The sequence below is a fragment of the Nocardia sp. NPDC003183 genome (assembly GCF_053590715.1).
Genome location: NZ_JBSFTG010000001.1, coordinates 510,713 through 528,591, shown reverse-complemented (window position 1 = coordinate 528,591; position 17,879 = coordinate 510,713). Strand labels below are relative to the sequence as shown.

Sequence of the window (17,879 nt, the reverse complement as noted above, 5' to 3'; positions counted from 1 at the left end):
TCAGCGCAGTCGGAATCCCCTGGCGGCCAAGGACTCCCGCAACCGGTGGCGGCCGTTGAGGGAGGCCGCCGAGGCCAGCCGGGCGAGGGTGCGCTCGGTCCACGAGAACGGCAGGCCCTGATCGGTGTAGATCTCGCCGATCCGCTGTTCGTACTCGGCGACCGGCTCGCGCTGGACCGGAAGGTCGTAGGTCTCGTGATGCAGCACCGCCGTCTGCGGTAGGCGCGGCTTGACCCTGGTGCCCTCCGCCGGGTCCGGGTGGCCGACAACCAGGCCGAAGACCGCGAAGACGTGGTCGGGCAGATTCAGCTCGGCGGCCACCGCTTCCGGGTCGTTGCGCAGCGCGCCGATGTAGACGGTGCCCAAGCCGAGAGATTCGGCGGCGACCACCGCGTTCTGTGCGGCGAGCGCGGCGTCGACGAAGCCGACGTAGCTGGATTCGAGATAGTCGGCACCCTCCAGCGGTGCGCCGTGATCGTCGGCGAGCTGACGCAACCGGGCGAAGTCGGCAGTCCAGACCAACAGCACGGGCGCCTGCTCGATATGCGCTTGACCGCCCGCGATCGCGGCCAACCTGGCCCGGCGCGCCGGATCACGGACCTCGATGACGCTCCACACCTGCAGGTTCGACGAGGTCGCCGCCGACTGCGCGGCCGAGACCAGCAGCCGAATCGTGTCCGGCGATACGGGATCCGGGAGATAGCGGCGCACCGACTTGTGCGCGTGCAGCACTTCGAGCACCGGATTCCACTGGGCCGGAATCTCGGTGGCCGGGTCCGCGTAACGCTGCTGTACGGGGTGGGTGGGGCTCGGTGCGGTCTGCGTCATAGGGATATCGTCGGCCAACGCGCCGCGGCCGTCTGCGGTAACCCTCACCGTGAACCGAACGGCTGCCTCGGTCCGGCCGGTCGATACAGTGGACGCGGGGAGCCCACCGACTGGTGGGACAAAGAGAGTGCGTCATGGGCAAGGTGTTCGATCGGATCGACGACAAGTTGCGGGCATTCATCACCGAACAGCCGATGTTCTTCATCGGCACCGCGCCGTCGGCCGGCGGCCACGTGAATGTCTCCCCCAAGGGCTATCGCGACACCTTCGCCGTACTCGACGACCACACCGTCGCCTATCTCGATCTGTTCGGCAGCGGCTCGGAAACGATCGCCCATCTGCGCGACAACGGCCGGATCACCGTGATGTTCTGTTCGTTCACCCGCACCACCCGCATCCTGCGACTCTTCGGCGCGGGCCGGGTGGTTCGCCCCGACTCCGACGAATTCGACACGCTGCGTGAACATTTCGGCACCGGCCACACCGGAATCCGTTCGGCGGTGGTGATCTCGGTCGACCGGATCGCCGACTCGTGTGGCTGGTCGGTGCCGAAACTCGACCTCGTCGAGGAACGCTCGATCCTCGACGAGGCCCATACCCGCCGCACCGATGCCGATTTCGCCCGCCGCATCGCCGGCGACAACGCCACCAGCATCGACGGGCTGCCCGCGCTCGAGCCGGACCATCCGGTGCCGTCCACCGTGCGGCGCTGAGGTCAGGTCGCCGGGACCGAGGTGACCGCGATCGCCGGCTCGGACAGGCTGCCGAGGTAGAGGGTGCCGTTGTGTTCGGCCACCGCGGTGACCAGCGCGTAGTCGGCGCCCTCGCGCTGCAGATCGTGCACGAGGGTGCCGTCGAAATCGAACGCGAGCACCCAGACCGAACGAACGGGCGCGGGCGTCAGGCGATCCGGCAGCGCGTCGACCAAGCGCCTCAGGATCCCCGGAAGCGGGAAGAGCCTGTCCAGCAATGGGTTACGTGGGGAGACGATGCCGACCCAGACCAGTCCGTCGCTGCCGACCAGCATGTTGTCGGGTGAACCGGGCAGGTTCTCGGCGACGTGGTCCGTGGTGCCCGCGCGCGGACCGGTCAGCCAGTAGCGCGTGATCCGGTAGGCGCCGGTCTCGGCGACCAGCAGACAGGATCGGTCGGGGGCCAGTACCACGCCGTTGGCGAACTGGAGACCCTCGACGAGCACCTCCAAGTGTCCGTCCGGATCGCGGCGGACCAGCGCTCCGCTGCCGGAATGTTCCAGAATGTCGGTCATCCACTCCTCGAACGGCCACCGCCGCGACGAGATCGAGAAATAGATCGTGCCATCGTCGTCGCGAATCACGTTGCTGGGGAACGCGATCGAAACACCGTCGAGCTCGGCGACGACGACCTCGAGTTCCGCGCCCGCCTCGGCCAGCCGGAGGATGCCCCGACCTGCGACGCAGATCAGTAGTGCGCCGTCGGCCTCGACGTGCATGCCCAGCGGCCTGCCACCGGCGTCGGCGATCCGCTCGACCTCACCACTGGCGGGATCGACGCGCCAGATCGCGCCGTCGTCGGTCCCGGTGACGATCCGGCCGTCGGGCAGCACCACCACATCCTCCGGGCCGTTGCCCGGCAGCGGCAACAGCCGGGTCGGCGGCATCGGCGGATCGCTCTGGGTCTGCCGAGCACGAGCGGTGGGGCGTGGCGGAGTCCAGCGGTGAGGGCGCATCTGCATGCCCATTGCTACCACGCCGCGCGTCGCCACGGGCCCGGTGGCGGAATGGACGGCACCGCAGGCAGTTCAGCGGCAGTCCGGTTCCCCGGTCGGCGACGCAGGAGCCCGAGGACGGTTAAAGTGCGGCGGTGAACACCGGATCTGCCAGCTCGCTGCTCGATCGTCTCCTCGCACCCCAGCCCGCGCCCGCCTGGTGGTTGGTGCTCGCCACCGCCGCGGTGGCGTTGATTCTGGTCGGCTACCGACCGCTGTGGCGGCTGACGCGCGCCGCGGTGACCGTGGCGCACGAGGGCGGGCACGCGTTGGTCGCGCTGCTCACCGGGCGCAGGCTGCACGCGATCACCCTGCACACCGACACGTCGGGGCTGACCGTGTCGAGTGGCAAACCGAGTGGTCCCGGCATGATTCTCACCGCGGCCGCCGGGTATCCGGCGCCGGCGCTGCTCGGGCTCGGCTACGCGGCACTGCTGGGAACGGGCCGGGTCACGGTGATGCTGTGGGCGACGCTGGTGATGCTGGCCGCGGTGCTGATCAAGGTGCGCAATGTGTACGGGCTGCTCACCGTGTTCGTGCTCGGCGCACTGGTGTTCGGGGTGTCGTGGTTCGGCAGCGATCTGCTGCAGGCCGCGTTCGCGTATCTCGCGGCGTGGTTCCTGCTCGCCGCCGGGGTGCGGCCCGTCTTCGAACTGCAACGCAGCCGTCGCAGGCAACCGGGGCGGACGGACTCCGATGCGGACCAGCTGGCCCGGTTGACCCATCTGCCCGCGGTGCTGTGGGTGCTGTTCTTCAGCGCTGTCTGCCTGGCGGCGCTGGTCGTGGGCGCGATGCTGATGCTGGCCCCGGTCGAGGAGCTGCACCCGCTGCTTCAGCGGTGATCGGCGATCCAGTAGTCGACGGCCTCGGTGACGAGCGCACTCGGCGGCTGCAGCGCGTTGAGGGTGACACCCGCTTCGTCGGGTTGCAGCGGTTCGAGGGTGTCGAGCTGGGAGTCCAGCAGGATCGTCGGCATGAAGTGACCGAGTCGGCCGGTCATCCGGCGGAGCAGTTCCTCGCGGGTGGCGGCCAGGTGAACGAAGTAGGTCTGCGGCGCCTTCTCGCGCAGGCGGTCGCGGTAGGCCCGCCGCAACGCCGAGCAGGTCGCGACCCCGCCGGCCGCCTGGTGCTCGGCGAGCCAGTCCGCGACGGTGTCGAGCCAGGGCAGCCGGTCCTCGTCGGTGAGCGGGATGCCCGCGGCCATCTTCTCGATGTTGGCCGGCGGATGGAAGTCGTCACCTTCGGCGTACGGGACTTCGAGCCGGTCGGCGGTCAGCGCGCCGACGGTCGTCTTCCCGCACCCCGACACGCCCATCACCACGATGACAGGTTCGACCACAGCGACCTCCTCGTCTCCACAGCACGCCCACGCATCCTGCCCGACCGAGGGTAGTGGGGGCGACGACTCCCCCAGCGTCGATCAGGGAATCGGACGGTCGGTGGGCAGGTTGACGAAGCTCGGCGCCGCGGGGTCGAGACGAACGTGCTGGGGCTCGAGACCGCTGGCGTTCAGCATCGGCCGGAACGGCAATGCCTTGGGCGCGTTGCCCGCGAAGACGTCGATGCGCAGCCGGTGTCCCGGCGCCAGCACCGCCTGGGTCGGGATGACGGCCACATCGATGTCGGTGGGTGCGCCGGGGACCACCGGCAGCAGCCGATCGACGGTGAGGGGGTTGAAGGGCGCGGTGAAGTCTCCGTTGATCGAGCGCGCGCTGCGCCGTTCGTCGACGGCCCGCATCGACGAGGTGAGCTGGCCGGTGGTGAGCACCGTCGAGGTCCCGTCGGGTGCCACATCGTTGACGGTAACGTTCCAGAATCCGTCGGTGGCATCGTGGATCGTGTTGAGCCGCACATTGATCGGGCCCGAGATCACCGTCTGTTCGGTCAGCGGGGCGCTGGTGAAGGTGAGGCCGTTGCGTTCGGCGATGCGGGAGTCCTTCGCGCAGGTGTCGAACGCGGCCGCCATACCCGCCGAGCCCTGAGCCGCGTCGCGCGAGCAGACCTGATTCAAACCCGGTGCGACGGTGAGTGTTTCGGTAGCGGTAGGCCCGGTGGCGCTGAGCGATCCGTCGTGCAGACTGTCCTCGGTGCTGCCGCTGGGGGCGGCCGAGAGGTAGACACGGCGATGCGTGACGCCGGGCTGCGGGAACTCGCGCAGCGTCACCCAGCTGCCACCTTGCTGTTTCACCGTGACCGGCCCGAATCCCTCGATGCCGCTGTCGATGTCTTTGAGCCATTTGTCGAACCAGGCCCGCTGCAGAACGTCCAGGCGCGGGGGCGCGCCGGGAACACCGGTCCCCGCACCGGGATTGGCGTGATAGGTGTCGCCGACGACGAGCTGCTTGCGCCCGGCGGGCAACGGGATCTGTTCGTAGAGCTTGGTCGCGCTGTTGGCGAAGATGTCGTGCCAGCCGCCGTAGACGAAGGTGGGCACCGTGACGTTCTCCGGGTGGCCCATGATCGCCTCGCGGAACGCCGAGGTGTCGTCGAGCGCACCGTCGAGCGCGGGCGGCATGTTCGACAGCGACGGGGTGAGCAGCGACTGGGCGAGCAGGTCGAAATTGGTGGTCGGGTCGGCGAGGCGATCCTTGAACCAGGTCCAGTCGAAACTGCCGTCGACCATCGAGGCCACGTCGGGCACGAGCTTGAGCTGGTTGACCGAGTTCAGCCACATCGGCAGGAACGTGGTGCCGACGCCGCCGCCGGGGGCGACCACGTCGCGCATGAGGTCGCTGCCGGGTTCGACCGGGAAGATCGCCTGCAACGCGGGCGGGGCGTTCTCGGCGGCGCGCAACTGGTTGATCCCCGAGTAGGAGCCACCACTCATCCCGATGCGCCCGTTCGACCACGGCTGCGTGGCCGCCCAGTCGATCACCTCGCGGGTGTCGAGTTGTTCGCGCGCACCGAGGGTGTCCCATTTGCCCTGCGACAGACCGGTTCCCCGCACATCGGCGACGATCACGGTATAGCCGGCGCTGACCAGTTTGCGGTCGACGCCGAGCATGGTCTGGATCATGCCGCCGTCCAGTGCCTGCATGAGGTCGCCGAAACCGCTGATCGGGGTGGTGGACAGGTTCAGCCTGCGCACGATATCGACGGCGGTGGACTGCAGGCCCGGGATCGCGGCGGCCGATTCGATCAGCCCGGTCATGAGTTTCGAGTACGGCGTCAGGCTGACGATCACCGGAAGCGGCTTCTGCTCGATCACGCCCGCGGCGTCGGCCGGGCGATAGACGTCGGCTTTGAGCACCACGCCGTCGCTCATCGCGATCTGGACGCCGCGCTCCACCCGCACCTCGGGGTAGGCCCCCGGGCCGTCGTGCTGGGCGGTCCACCGCGCGGACGGCGCGTCCGGCGGCTGTCCACCGGCGAGACCACCGCCGCAGCCGAGCACGACGACCACCGCGAGGATCGTCACCAGAATCCGGACCAACCCGCGTTCCGAACCTCTAACCACCATGAGTCGCTCCCGACCGGTTCGTTTCCGACGTTGACCAAGCCACCGCACGATCGGCGCGGAAACTGTAACAGGGGTAACGAGTTCGCCGGGTGATCGTCGGCCCGCTCGGACTGTCGCTGTGAACACACGTTGTTCCAGTTCAGCGCGGTTGTGGCTCCGCGTTCATGTCGGTGGCCGGTGGTTGACTCGACCCATGCCGGTGCGGTTGGGACCGGCCTTCATCCATCGCCGAGGAGGACGTTCGACAATGCCGACACGCGACGAAGCTTGGCCGCAGGGGACTCCCTGCTGGATCGACTGTCAGGTGGACGACACCACCGCCGCCCGCGATTTCTACCGCACGCTGTTCGGTTGGGAGGTCCAGGACGGTCCCGCCGAAGCCGGCGGCTATCTCATGGCCACACTCGACGGCCGACCGGCGGCGGGCATCGGCCCGAAACCCGAGGGCATGAGCGAGATGCCGTCGGTGTGGACCACCTACTTCGCGGCTGAACGCGCCGACGAAATCGCCGAGCGGGTGAGCAAGTCGGGCGGACAGGTGTTCATGCCGCCGTTCGATGTTCTCGACGTCGGGCGGATGTTCATCGCCGCCGACCCGGCAGGCGGGGTCTTCGGTGTGTGGGAAGCCAAGGCACACCACGGTGCCGGCGTGTTCAACCAGCACGGCGCCTATTGCTGGAACGAACTGCACACTCCCGCCTACGACCAGGCACACGAGTTCTACGACAAGGTATTCGGCTGGCAGTACAACGAGATCGGCGACGGGGAAACCTTCACCTACTCCACCTTCGCGCTGCCCGGTGACAGCCACGAGATCGGCGGCATGATGGACGCCTCAGCGCTGAGTACCCCGCCCTACTGGCTCACCTGGATCCAGGTCGACGACGCCGACGGCTCGCTGGCCGAGGCCACCGCACTGGGAGCCTCGGTGATCATGGGCCCCGACGACAGCCCGTTCGGCCGGATGGGCATTCTGCAGGCGCCCCAGGGCGAGGTGTTCGGCGTGATCGATCCGGCCAAGGCGGTCGGCGAGGTACCCACCGGGTCCTGACCTCGTCACGGCGTGACGATGGCGAAGTTCGGGTCCGGCTTGTCGATCAGACCGGGCAGCTTCGCCAGTGCGGTGGCATCGCCGTCGAGGGCGATGTCACCGCTCGCGACGCCCTTGCGCAGGTCGGCGCCACCGACCAGGGTGGCGATCAGGGTCTGACGGGTGAGAGTGATCGTCGCGTCGGGTGCGGGCAGCGCGTCACCGGGGAATCGGTCGTAGTGCACGAGTACGCCGTTGCGCAGTTCGACGCGGTGAACGCGGTTGTCCTCGTTGCTGATCCGCCAGTCGGTGCTCATCCGGACATCCCAGGCCTTTGGTCCGTCGATCCGCAGCGACACCGCGTCGAACACCTGCTCCACGCTCAGCGCGGCGGCCATCGCCGCGGAGTTGGCCGTGGTCGGCGTGCCGAAGGAACCGTTGCGCAGTTCGTGGGCGCCACTGAGATAGAAGTTGCGCCAGGTGGCGTTCTCCGCGCCGTAAGCGAGCTGTTCGAAGGCACTGGCCTGCAAGTCCTTTGCCGTCTTGTTGGTGGGGTCGGCGAAGATCACGTAGTTCACGACTTGGACGACCCAGCGGTAGTCGGCGGCGTCGTAGGCCTTCTGCGCCGTGCGCAGGGCCGCGTCGGCGCCGCCCATCGCGTCGACGTGGCGGCGCGCGTTCTCCACCGGCGGGTGTTCCCACAGGTGCGCCGGGTTGCCGTCGAACCAGCCCATGTACCGCTGGTACACGGCCTTGACGTTGTGGCTCACCGAGCCGTAGTAGCCGTGCGTGGACCACGACGTTGTCAGCGCGGGCGGCATCCGCAGCATTTCGGCGATCTCGGCGCCGACGTAGCCCTGGTTCAGCAGTCGCAGCGTCTGATCGTTGAGGTAGCCGTACATGTCGCGCTGCAGCGACAGGAACTCCACGATCCGATCGGTACCCCAGACGGGCCAGTGGTGCGAGGAGAACACCAGATCGGACCGGCGACCGTAGCGGTTGATCGAATCGGTGAGGTATTTCGACCAGACATGCGGGTCGCGCACCAGCGCGCCGCGCAGGGTGACGATGTTGTGCATGGTGTGGGTGGCGTTCTCGGCCATGCACAGGATGCGGCGATCGGGGAAGTAGAAGTTCATCTCCGACGGCGCCTCGGTGCCCGGCGTCAGCTGGAAGACCATCCGCACGCCGTCGACCGTCTCTTCCTGGTCGGCGCGGGTGACATGGACGGTGGGTGGGATCAGGCCGATCGTGCCGACCGAGTTGGTCTGTCCGAGACCGGCTCCCACCTGACCTTTCGGACCGCGCGGCAGGGCGGCGCCGTACATGTAGGCGGCGCGGCGGGCCATCGCCGTACCGGTGTAGATGTTCTCGGCGACGGCGTGCTCCATGAATCCCGAGGGCGCGATCACCGGACAGCGACCGGCGGCGACGTCCTGCGGGGTGATGACGCCGTAGCTGCCGCCGAAGTGATCGACATGGGAGTGGGAGTAGATCAGGCCGGTGACCGGCCGGTCACCGCGATGCTTGCGATAGAGCGCGAGCCCGGCCGCCGCCGTCTCCGCCGAGACCAGCGGATCGATGACGACCACGCCGGTCTCGCCTTCGATCAACGTCATGTTCGACAGGTCGAGGCCACGGATCTGGTAGAAGCCCGGCGCGATCTCGTAGAGGCCCTGTTTGACGGTGAGCTGGGACTGCCGCCACAGGCTCGGGTTCACCGAGTGCGGACAAGAACCCGCGAGGAAGTCGTAGGAGTCGGTGTCCCACACCACTTTCCCCGACGGATCGGTCACCGTGCCCGGCTCGAGGGAAGCGATCCAGCCGCGGTCGGCGTCGGCGAAGTCGGCGGTATCGCCGAAGGGCAAGGTGTCGGCCAGCGCGCGGTTGGCATCCAGGATGGCCTCGGTCGGGTCGGTCTGGGTGCTCGACGGGGTGACTCCGGCGGGTCGGTCACCACATCCGGTGACGGTCGCGCCGACCGCTACCGCGGCAGCCGCGCCGACTCCGACACCCAGCATCCCGCGCCGCGACAGCTCGCCCCGGCCCCTGTGTGCACTGCTCACCGTTACTCCTTCGTTCCACGACCGTCCGACCCGAACGACTATTGCAGACTAACTGCAATATCTGTGTTATTTCTGAGCAATCGCCGTACCGGGCAGCGCGGCCAGCTGAATATCGAGCAGCAACCGGTCCTCGGGGTCGGTCATATCGATGCCGAGGATGGCCTCCACCCGCCGCAGCCGGTAGCGCAGCGTGTTCGGATGCACGCGCAACGTGGCCGCCGCGGCACGGACCTCACCGTGCGCCCGCAGATAGGCCTGAACCGATACCCGCAGGTCAGCGGCGTGAGTTCGATCGTAGGCATCGAGGTCGGCCAGGCGCGGATCGTGCAGGCGCGGGCGCTCGCGGATCAGCTCCATGATCTCGGCCAGCAGTACCGCGGTCCTGGCATCGGCCAGCGTGGCGACCCGGCCACCCGTGGGGTCGGCGACCGGGCTGTCCAGCACCCGGTCGACCTCGGCGCGCGCACTCGCGACCGCGGTGAGCCCGGCGACCGGTGCGGCGATCGCGGCCCGCACGATCAGTTCGCGCGTCTGCTCGAGCTGGGTCACCAGCTTGCGCACCCACGAACCGACGCCGCGCTCGGAATGGTAGGCGGGCAACAGCACATAGACGCGCTCGCCGATCGACTCGGTCACCGAATCGTCGCGGAAAGCGCTGGCGTGCAACCGGATCAAACCGCTCGACGCGGCCAGTCCCGCGGCCGGGCCGATCGGCGCGAAGCCGATCACCGCGGCGGGACCGGTCGCCGGCAGGTTCAATGCGGCGGCCACCGAGGGCACGTCGACGCCGTCACCGTGCGCGCCGAACAACCGGCGCACGAGCAGCGCCTCGGTCGACGGCGCGTCCAGTCGTCGCGCGATGATCCGGGCCGCCACCGCCGACGCGCCGCGCAACACCTGCGCCGCGTCGGGTCGCAGCGGCCCCGCACCCTGCTGCAACCAGATGGTCCCGAGCATTCTGGCTTGCGCGCCGTCGGCGCCTCGCCGGATGCCGACAACAAGTCTGCGGCGGATGTCGAGCTCGGGATGTTCGGGCACATCGACGACCTCGTCACCGCGCCGCACCCGGTCGAACACGCCCCATTTCCGCAGGATCCGCAGGTAGTCGCTCGGGCCCTCCCGTCCGAGGATGGACTGGATGCGCAGCTGATCGGCCGAGGCGTCCGAGGCCGAGTAGGCCAGGACGTGCGATTGGGGGTCTTCGATCGAGACCATGCCGCCGGTTTCCCTGGCCAGCACCTGAGCCAGCCCGAACAGGTCGGTGTCGGGGGCGAGCAGGTCGTGCTCGTCGGATGCGGCGCGCTGACCGGGCGAACGGGCAAGCATCCGCCGGATCAGGGAGAACACCTGGTCCCAGCGCGCCTGCCGGTGCACGTGCACCAGCGCGACGCCCGCGGTGTGGGCGGCGGCGCGCACCGCGGGTGAGTCGTTGGCGCTCTTGGTCATCAGCACGCGCGGCCGCTGCGCGGGGTCACGGTCGCCGACTTCGCGCAACCACCGCTCGGTCGCGTCGGCGTCGACGCCGACCAGCAAGTACACCTCGGGCAGGGCGCCCTCGGCGTCGAGGTGTTCGGGCAGGTCAGCAGGCTCGGCCAACGCGACCGTTCGCACCGCGACCTCCTCGCCCGCAGGCGCGTCGACGAGGGTCGCGACGGCATGGTCGAGCGCGGCGAGCAGCCCGCGCAGCGTGGTGGACCCGTCGGTCATCGGGTACCTCCGGTTTGGTCGATCGGACAAAGACGGGCTCGGATATTCATCCGATCAGATGATTATGACTGCTGCCGATCGGTGTTGACTACGTCACATCCCGCTCTCCCCCACGACGCAGGAGCCGCACTCATGGACGCCATCGCGACCACCCCACCACCGGTCAACGAACCTGTCGGCACCTTCGCTCCGGGCAGCCCGGAACGCCGCCGCCTCCAGACCGCGCTCGCCGAGTTGTCCGCCTCCCCCACCGAGATCAGCCACGTGATCGGCGGTCGCCATCTGCCCGGCGACGGTCCTTCCTACGACGTGGTCCAACCGCATCGTCACGCCGCCGTCCTGGGCACCCTGCGCGACGCGAGCACCGCCGAAACCGCCGCCGCGGTCGAGGCCGCCTGTGCCGCGGCGCCCGCCTGGCAGGCGATGCCGTTCGACGATCGAGCCGCGATCTTCCTGCGTGCCGCCGACCTGCTCTCCGGGCCGTGGCGGGAGAAGATCGCGGCCGCGACGATGCTCGGGCAGTCCAAGTCCGCCTACCAGGCCGAGATCGACGCGCCGTGCGAGCTGATCGACTTCTGGCGGTTCAATGTCTCGTTCGCCCGCGAGATCCTGGCCGGGCAGCCGATCTCCGCACCCGGGGTGTGGAATCGGATGCAGTACCGCTCGCTCGAGGGGTTCGTCTACGCGGTGACACCGTTCAACTTCAGCGCGATCGCGGGCAATCTCCCCACCGCGCCCGCCCTGATGGGCAACACCGTGGTGTGGAAGCCGGCCAGGAGCCAGTCCGTGGCGGCCTATCTGACGATGCGACTGCTCGAGGCGGCCGGACTGCCGCCCGGAGTGATCAACCTGGTCAACGGGGCGGGTCCGGTGATCTCCGATGTCGTGCTGGCCGACTCACGACTGGCAGGCGTGCACTTCACCGGGTCGACGGCCACCTTCCAGCACCTGTGGCGCGAGGTGGCGCAGCGTTTGGACGGCTACCGCACCTATCCGCGGCTGGTCGGGGAGACCGGCGGCAAGGATTTCGTGCTCGCGCACCCGTCGGCCGATCCGGCGGTACTCACCACCGCGCTGCTGCGCGGCGCGTTCGACTATCAGGGCCAGAAGTGCTCGGCCGCTTCGCGAGCCTTCATCCCGCGTTCGGTATGGGCGACGATGTCGGAAGACCTGATCGAACGGACATCGAACCTGCGCTACGGCGATGTCACCGATTTCACCAATTTCGGTGGGGCACTGATCGATCGACACGCCTTCGACCGCAACACCGCCGCGCTCGAGCGCGCCAAGGCCACACCGGGCCTGACCGTGGTGGCGGGCGGACACAGCGATGACAGTATCGGCTGGTTCGTCGACCCGACCATCGTGGTCGGTGACGATCCCACCGACGAGGTCTTCGGCACCGAGTACTTCGGCCCGATCCTGGCGGTGCACGTCTACGACGACAGCACCCCGACGGCCTTCGCCGACGCGATGGACCTCGTCGACAGCGGCAGCCGCTACGGGCTCACCGGCTCGGTCATCGCACAGGACCGCACCGCGATCACCGCCGCGACCGACCGGCTCACCTTCGCCGCGGGCAACTTCTACATCAACGACAAACCGTCCGGGGCGGTCGTGGGCCAGCAGCCCTTCGGCGGTGGACGCGCGTCCGGCACCAACGACAAGGCCGGTTCCCCGCAGAACCTGCTGCGCTGGACCTCCGCGCGCACGATCAAGGAAACCTTCGTTGCGCCCACCGAGCATCGCTACCCCCACCAGGCACCGGAGGTGGGCTGATGTCTGCTCTGCTGCGTTCGACCATGCTCGCCGCCGCACGTTCACCCCGACTGGAGCGCACCATCACCCGACTGCCGATCAGCCGGGCGGTGGTGGCCCGCTTCGTCGCGGGCACCAGCACCGAGGAGGCGGTGCGGGCCACCGAATCACTGTTGTGCTCAGGATGTTTCGTCAGCATCGACTACCTGGGCGAGGACACCACCGACCTGGCGGGCGCCGAGGCGACCGTCGCGCAGTACCGGACCTTGATCGCCGCGCTCGGCGCACTCCCCCAGTCCGAGGTGGCCACGGGAGCTGTTCGGCCACTGGAGGTTTCGGTGAAGCTGTCCGCGCTCGGGCAGGCCGTGCCGAGCGGCGGTCACGCCATCGCCCGCGAGCACGCCCGCCAGATCTGCGCCGCCGCCGAGGCCGCGGGAATCTGGGTCACCGTCGATGCCGAAGACCACACCACCACCGATTCGACGCTGTCGATCGTGCGCGAACTCCGCGCCGACTACCCGTGGCTGGGCACGGTGCTGCAGGCGTATCTGCGCCGCACCGAGGACGACTGCCGCGCGATGGCGGGCCCGGGCTCGCGAATCAGGCTGTGCAAGGGCGCCTATGACGAACCCGAATCGGTCGCCTTCCGCGACAAGGCCGAGGTCGACGCGTCGTACATGCGGTGCCTCGGCGTGCTCACCGCGGGCGCGGGCTATCCGATGATCGCCTCGCACGACCCGGCCGTGATCACCGCGGCCGGGGTGGGTGTGCAGTCGGCACAGCGCAAGACCGAGGAGTACGAATACCAGATGCTGTACGGCATTCGCGCCGAGGAACAGCAGCGACTCGCCGCCGCGGGCAACCATGTTCGCGTGTACGTCCCCTACGGTGACCAGTGGTACGGGTACTTCATGCGCAGGCTGGCCGAAAGGCCCGCCAACCTCGGGTTCTTCCTGCGCGCGTTGGTCGGCACGCGCGGAAGATGACCGGCTCGGTCGAACGATCATCGCCGCTGAACATTATTCACTCTCGACGCCCGTGGTTGCGCGTGGCGGTGTACTCGGATGAGCCCACCGTGACGCGGCGGTGTGCGCCGATGGAAGGAAACGCGAATGTCTTTCGCAGAGCTGCGCACCCAGATGTTGCGCCGCAAACCATTGATCGAGGTCGACGACGAGATCCCCAGTGACGAGCGCCTGGCCAAATCACTCGGGCTCTGGCAGCTCACCGCGATCGGCGTCGGCGGCATCATCGGCGCGGGCATCTTCACGCTGGCGGGCTCGGTCGCGCACTCGGTCACCGGTCCGGCAGTTCTGATCTCGTTCCTGATCGCCGGTGTCGCCAGCGCCGCGGCAGCGCTGTGCTACGCCGAATTCGCGGGCATGGTCCCGAAAGCGGGCTCGGCCTACACCTACGGCTACGTTTCCCTCGGTGAGCTCGCCGGCTGGTTCATCGGCTGGGATCTGCTGCTCGAGTACATAGCGGTGGCGGCGGTGGTCGCGATCGGTGTGTCGGGCTATTTCGGGTTCCTGCTCGATCAGATCGGGCTGACCCTGCCGGAGTGGATGCTCGGCGCGCCCGATACCGGGGACGGCCGGGTGATCGACCTGTTCGCGGTGCTGTTCTGTCTCGGCACCGCGTGGGTGCTCTCGCGCGGCATCGGCAGTGTGGGCCGGTTCGAGACAGTCGCGGTCGGCATCAAGGTCGCCCTGGTCGTGCTCATCGTGGTGCTCGGGGTGTTCCATATCGACAGCGCCAACTACGAGCCGTACTTCCCGTTCGGCACCGGCGCGGTGTGGACGGGTGCGGCGACGGTGTTCTTCGCCGTGTTCGGCTATGACGCGATGAGCACCGCCGCCGAGGAATCCATCGACGGGCGCAAGCACCTGCCCAAGGCGATCATCTACTCCCTGGCGATCGCGATGGTGCTCTACGTGCTGGCCACGCTCGTGCTCACCGGTATGCAGAAGTACACCGAGATCAGCCCGACCAGCGGTTTCTCCACCGCGTTCGAATCGGTCGGGATGCCGGGCGTCGCCAACATCATCGCGGTCGGCGCGATCGTCGGCATCATCACCGTGGTGCTCACCTTCATGCTCGGCGTCACCCGGGTGTGGTTCGCGATGAGCCGCGACGGGCTGTTGCCGATCTGGTTCGCCAAGACCCACCCCACCCGCAAGGTCCCGACCAGGGTCACCTGGATCGTCGGCTTCGGCGCGGCGATCCTGGCCGGCGTGTTGCCGATCAACACCGTCGCCGAGCTCACCAATATCGGCATTCTGATGGCCTTCATCGTGGTGTGCGTCTCGGTGATCGTGTTGCGGCGCACCAGGCCCGACGCTCCGCGTTCGTTCCGGCTGCCGCTGATGCCGGTGATCCCGCTGGTCGGGATCGGCTTCTCGGCCTACCTGATCTGGTCGCTGCCGTGGGAGACCTGGGTGCGCTTCCTCGGCTGGCTGGTCGTCGGGCTGATCGTGTACTTCGCCTATTCGCGCAAGCACTCGGTGATGAACCGGACCGCGCCGGAGCCGAGCAAGTAGGCCGACAGCGAACTGTGCTGTGATGGGTCGATGAGATCGGAGCAGGACGCCGCGGCGGGCGCGGGGCAGGCGCGCGCGCCGCGGCGGCGGCGCGATCCCGCGAAAACGCGCGAAGCGATCATCGACGGACTGCTCGCCGCGGTGACCGCGGGCGATTTCGCACCGACCGCGCGCGAGATCGCCGCCAGAGCGGGCACCTCCGAACGCAGTGTCTTCGTGCACTTTCCCGACCGCGAAGCGTTGCTGGTGGCCGCGACGGAGCGCCAGTCCGAGATGGTCGAGGGGTGCCTGGTCGTCGCGGACCCCTCGCCTGCCCTGGCCGAGCGGATCACAGTCGCGGTCGCGCAGAGCGCCGCGATCTTCGACCTGCAGCGCGTGCCCCGGCTGCCCGGTCTGCAGGAATCTCGATCGATCGACGCGATCGACGCACGGATGCGGCGCACCGACGAACGCATCCGCGCCGTACTGGCCGCGCTGTTCGCACCCGAACTGTCGCGCTCCGACGGCGAACTCGACGACGAACTGCTCGATCTGGTCGACGGCGCCCTGGCCTGGCCGACGCGCCACCACCTGCAGGACCGGCGCGGACTGTCGGGCGAGCAGGCATCAGCGACGATCGAGCGTGCGGTGGGCTTGCTACTCGCTCAGCGCTGACCCGGGTACGAGCACCCGCTTGAGGATCTTGCCGGTCTCCCCGCGTGGCAGCGCGCTCAGGAACGTGACGTCACGCGGGACCGAGAATCGACTCAGCCGGTTACGGATGTAGGTCCGCACCATGTCCGAATCCAGTCCCGCCCCTTCGCGTTTCACCACGAACGCGGCCAGCCGCTGACCGAACTCCCGGTCGGGGACGCCGACCACGGCGACTTCGCTGATCTGCGGCAGGTGGGCGAGTGCCTCCTCGACCGGTCGCGGGAAGACGTTCTCGCCACCGGAGATGATCATCTCGTCGTCGCGGCCCGCCACGAACAGCCGTCCCGCGGCGTCGAGATAGCCGAGGTCGCCGGTGTCGAGCATGCCGTCTGCCTCCTCCGGCGGCGCGGAGTTCACGTAACCGTCGAAGAGCATGTGGTTGGCGACGAAGATGTGTCCGGTGGAGCCGACCGGTACCGGCCGCAGGTCGGGACCGAGCACCGCGACCCGGGTACCCAGCGGCGGACGACCCGCTGTCGTGGGCGAAACCCGCAGGTCGTCGGGGGTGGCGACGCTGGCCCACGAGACCTCGGTCGAGCCGTACACGTTGTAGAGCACGTCGCCGTAGCTGTCCAGGAATCGCAACACGGTGGCGCCGGCCAGCGGCGCACCACAGCTGACCACGAATCGCAGGCTCGACAGGTCCAAGCCCGCACGGACCTCGTCGGGAACCTCGAGCAGGCGTTCCACCATCGTCGGAACCACGATCAACGTGGTGATCCGGTGTTCGGCGACCGCGCGCAGGCAATTTATCGCATCGAAACCGTCCGACAACACCACGGTGGCGCGCAACGCGGTGCTCAGCTGCAACCCGGCCAGACCCCAGGTGTGGAACAGCGGCGCGGGAATGAGCATGACCTCCTCCACCCGCAGCGGGATCCGCGAGAGCAGCGCGGCGATGGTGCCGAACCCCTTGGCGTGCGGGCGGCGCGCGCCCTTGGGCGAACCGCTGGTGCCGGAGGTGAGCACGATCAGCCTGCCGGGATGGGCAGGCACCGGGAAGTCGGTGTGCGCCTGGGTGATCAGGTCGTCGATCGTGGTGCGGTCGGGGTCGGGCGGACAGTCGTCGGTGGTGTAGCGCGGTACCTCGCTGTGCAGGTAGCGGATCAGCGTTTCCAGCGCACCGTCGACGAAGACGGCGCTCAGCCGGTGCCGCTGCACGATCTCCTCGATCCGCCGCCCCGACAATCCCGCGTTGAGCAGCGCCACGTCGACGCCGAGTTTGCCCGCGGCGACCATGGTTTCGACCATGCCCGCGTGATTGCGCGCCAGCAGGCCGATGGCGTCGCCCTTGCGCAGACCGATCGAGTGCATCGCGGCGGCCAGCGCGGTGGATCTGGCGTCGACCTCGGCGAAAGTGCGATGACCGCCCGCATCGATCAGCGCGAGCCGATCGGGTTCGTACGCCGCGCCCGCCGCGTACCCACCGGCCAGGTTGAAGCCCCATTTCGACAGGGAGCGAAGCTGTCTCACGATCGACATCGGCTCGGGCCGCATCAGGCCGGTGGCCGCGATGCTGCGCGCCACGCCGGCATTGCGGCGCACCATCGAGCGTTCGGCGTTGACCACCACCGAGGAACGGGTGCCCGCGATCGAGTCGGCGGTACGGCGCAGCCCCGCCTTCACCCAGTCGGTGACCAGCGAGTTGCCGCCCTGCTCGAGCAAGGGATGGATCCGCGCGGTCGCGAACAGGGTGATATCGAGGCGCGTGCGCTGCTGATCGCCACGCAAGCGGATCGCGGCGAAACTGCCGAGGACCGGGCTGCGCAGTTCGAAACTCTCGTACCAGCGGCCGATCACGAGAATGAACTCGTGCGTGCGGATACCGCCGCTCGCCGACCCGACCCGCACCTGCCAGTGGACCGCGCCGTCGGGACGTTCCACCGGTTCGCAACTGCCGATCCCGGTGAACATGCGTGGGTAGCTCTGGGGATCGAGCAGTACATCCCACAACGCTTGACGCGCGATCGTGAAATCCGCGCTGACATCGATGACGTCGTTGACCAAACTCCGTGCTCTACTTCCCGTCGGCCTGTTCGACCCAGCTGGT

Annotated in this window: 14 protein-coding genes; 7 read left to right on the top strand and 7 right to left on the bottom strand. The window is 68.5% G+C overall.

The genetic code is table 11. The features are described from left to right. Entirely contained in the window at positions 1-828 is an 828-nt protein-coding gene (locus tag ACWDXS_RS02440) for an NADPH-dependent oxidoreductase (RefSeq protein WP_378989944.1), read from the bottom strand. A gap of 134 nt (positions 829-962) precedes the next feature. Here ACWDXS_RS02440 and ACWDXS_RS02435 point away from each other — a divergent pair, with 134 nt between their 5' ends. Beyond that, positions 963-1,541, top strand: coding sequence for a pyridoxamine 5'-phosphate oxidase family protein (locus ACWDXS_RS02435; protein WP_378989943.1), 579 nt, complete (start codon positions 963-965; stop codon positions 1,539-1,541). Positions 1,542-1,543: 2 nt separating this feature from the next. Here ACWDXS_RS02435 and ACWDXS_RS02430 read toward each other — a convergent pair whose 3' ends face one another. Then, on the bottom strand, positions 1,544-2,542 hold the full coding sequence (locus ACWDXS_RS02430) for an SMP-30/gluconolactonase/LRE family protein (RefSeq protein WP_449961172.1): 999 nt from the start codon (positions 2,540-2,542) through the stop codon (positions 1,544-1,546). Positions 2,543-2,670: 128 nt separating this feature from the next. On the opposite strand from ACWDXS_RS02430, the gene ACWDXS_RS02425 reads away from it, so the two are divergent. Then, entirely contained in the window at positions 2,671-3,417 is a 747-nt protein-coding gene (locus tag ACWDXS_RS02425; RefSeq protein WP_378631064.1) for a M50 family metallopeptidase, read from the top strand. On the opposite strand, the gene ACWDXS_RS02420 is transcribed toward ACWDXS_RS02425, so the two are convergent. Further along, positions 3,408-3,890: a gluconokinase gene (locus tag ACWDXS_RS02420; protein ID WP_378990022.1), complete on the bottom strand. Its 483-nt coding sequence runs from the start codon at positions 3,888-3,890 to the stop codon at positions 3,408-3,410. The genes ACWDXS_RS02425 and ACWDXS_RS02420 overlap by 10 nt on opposite strands. Before the next feature lie 105 nt (positions 3,891-3,995). Then, positions 3,996-6,035, bottom strand: coding sequence for a CocE/NonD family hydrolase (locus tag ACWDXS_RS02415; RefSeq protein WP_387447357.1), 2,040 nt, complete (start codon positions 6,033-6,035; stop codon positions 3,996-3,998). 247 nt (positions 6,036-6,282) lie between these two features. Here ACWDXS_RS02415 and ACWDXS_RS02410 point away from each other — a divergent pair, with 247 nt between their 5' ends. Then, positions 6,283-7,086: a VOC family protein gene (locus ACWDXS_RS02410; protein ID WP_378989940.1), complete on the top strand. Its 804-nt coding sequence runs from the start codon at positions 6,283-6,285 to the stop codon at positions 7,084-7,086. 5 nt (positions 7,087-7,091) lie between these two features. On the opposite strand, the gene ACWDXS_RS02405 is transcribed toward ACWDXS_RS02410, so the two are convergent. Both ACWDXS_RS02405 and ACWDXS_RS02400 read right to left on the bottom strand, forming a co-directional pair. Further along, positions 7,092-9,086 (bottom strand): alkyl/aryl-sulfatase, encoded by a 1,995-nt coding sequence (locus tag ACWDXS_RS02405; protein WP_449963380.1) that lies wholly within the window; start codon positions 9,084-9,086, stop codon positions 7,092-7,094. 111 nt (positions 9,087-9,197) lie between these two features. Then, positions 9,198-10,838, bottom strand: a complete 1,641-nt coding sequence (locus ACWDXS_RS02400; RefSeq protein ID WP_449961168.1) for a PucR family transcriptional regulator — start codon at positions 10,836-10,838, stop codon at positions 9,198-9,200. A 132-nt stretch (positions 10,839-10,970) separates the two neighbouring features. Between ACWDXS_RS02400 and pruA the strand changes: the two genes are divergently transcribed. The 4 genes from pruA to ACWDXS_RS02380 all read left to right on the top strand — a co-directional run bounded on the left by pruA (position 10,971) and on the right by ACWDXS_RS02380 (position 15,790). Next, complete coding sequence (gene pruA, locus ACWDXS_RS02395) at positions 10,971-12,617, top strand: L-glutamate gamma-semialdehyde dehydrogenase (protein WP_449961166.1); 1,647 nt, start codon at positions 10,971-10,973, stop codon at positions 12,615-12,617. Further along, the gene (locus ACWDXS_RS02390; RefSeq protein WP_449961163.1) at positions 12,617-13,582 is read left to right on the top strand and encodes a proline dehydrogenase family protein; all 966 of its coding nucleotides are present in this window, start codon (positions 12,617-12,619) and stop codon (positions 13,580-13,582) included. Before pruA ends, ACWDXS_RS02390 begins: the two co-directional genes overlap by 1 nt. A gap of 126 nt (positions 13,583-13,708) precedes the next feature. Next, positions 13,709-15,136, top strand: a complete 1,428-nt coding sequence (locus ACWDXS_RS02385) for an amino acid permease (RefSeq protein ID WP_378989934.1) — start codon at positions 13,709-13,711, stop codon at positions 15,134-15,136. 30 nt (positions 15,137-15,166) lie between these two features. Then, a complete protein-coding gene (locus ACWDXS_RS02380; protein ID WP_387447353.1) occupies positions 15,167-15,790 on the top strand; it encodes a TetR/AcrR family transcriptional regulator in 624 nt (207 codons plus the stop codon). On the opposite strand, the gene ACWDXS_RS02375 is transcribed toward ACWDXS_RS02380, so the two are convergent. Further along, a complete protein-coding gene (locus ACWDXS_RS02375) occupies positions 15,773-17,836 on the bottom strand; it encodes an AMP-binding protein (RefSeq protein ID WP_378989931.1) in 2,064 nt (687 codons plus the stop codon). The two genes, ACWDXS_RS02380 and ACWDXS_RS02375, sit on opposite strands and share 18 nt — an antisense overlap. Positions 17,837-17,879 lie beyond the last annotated feature (43 nt).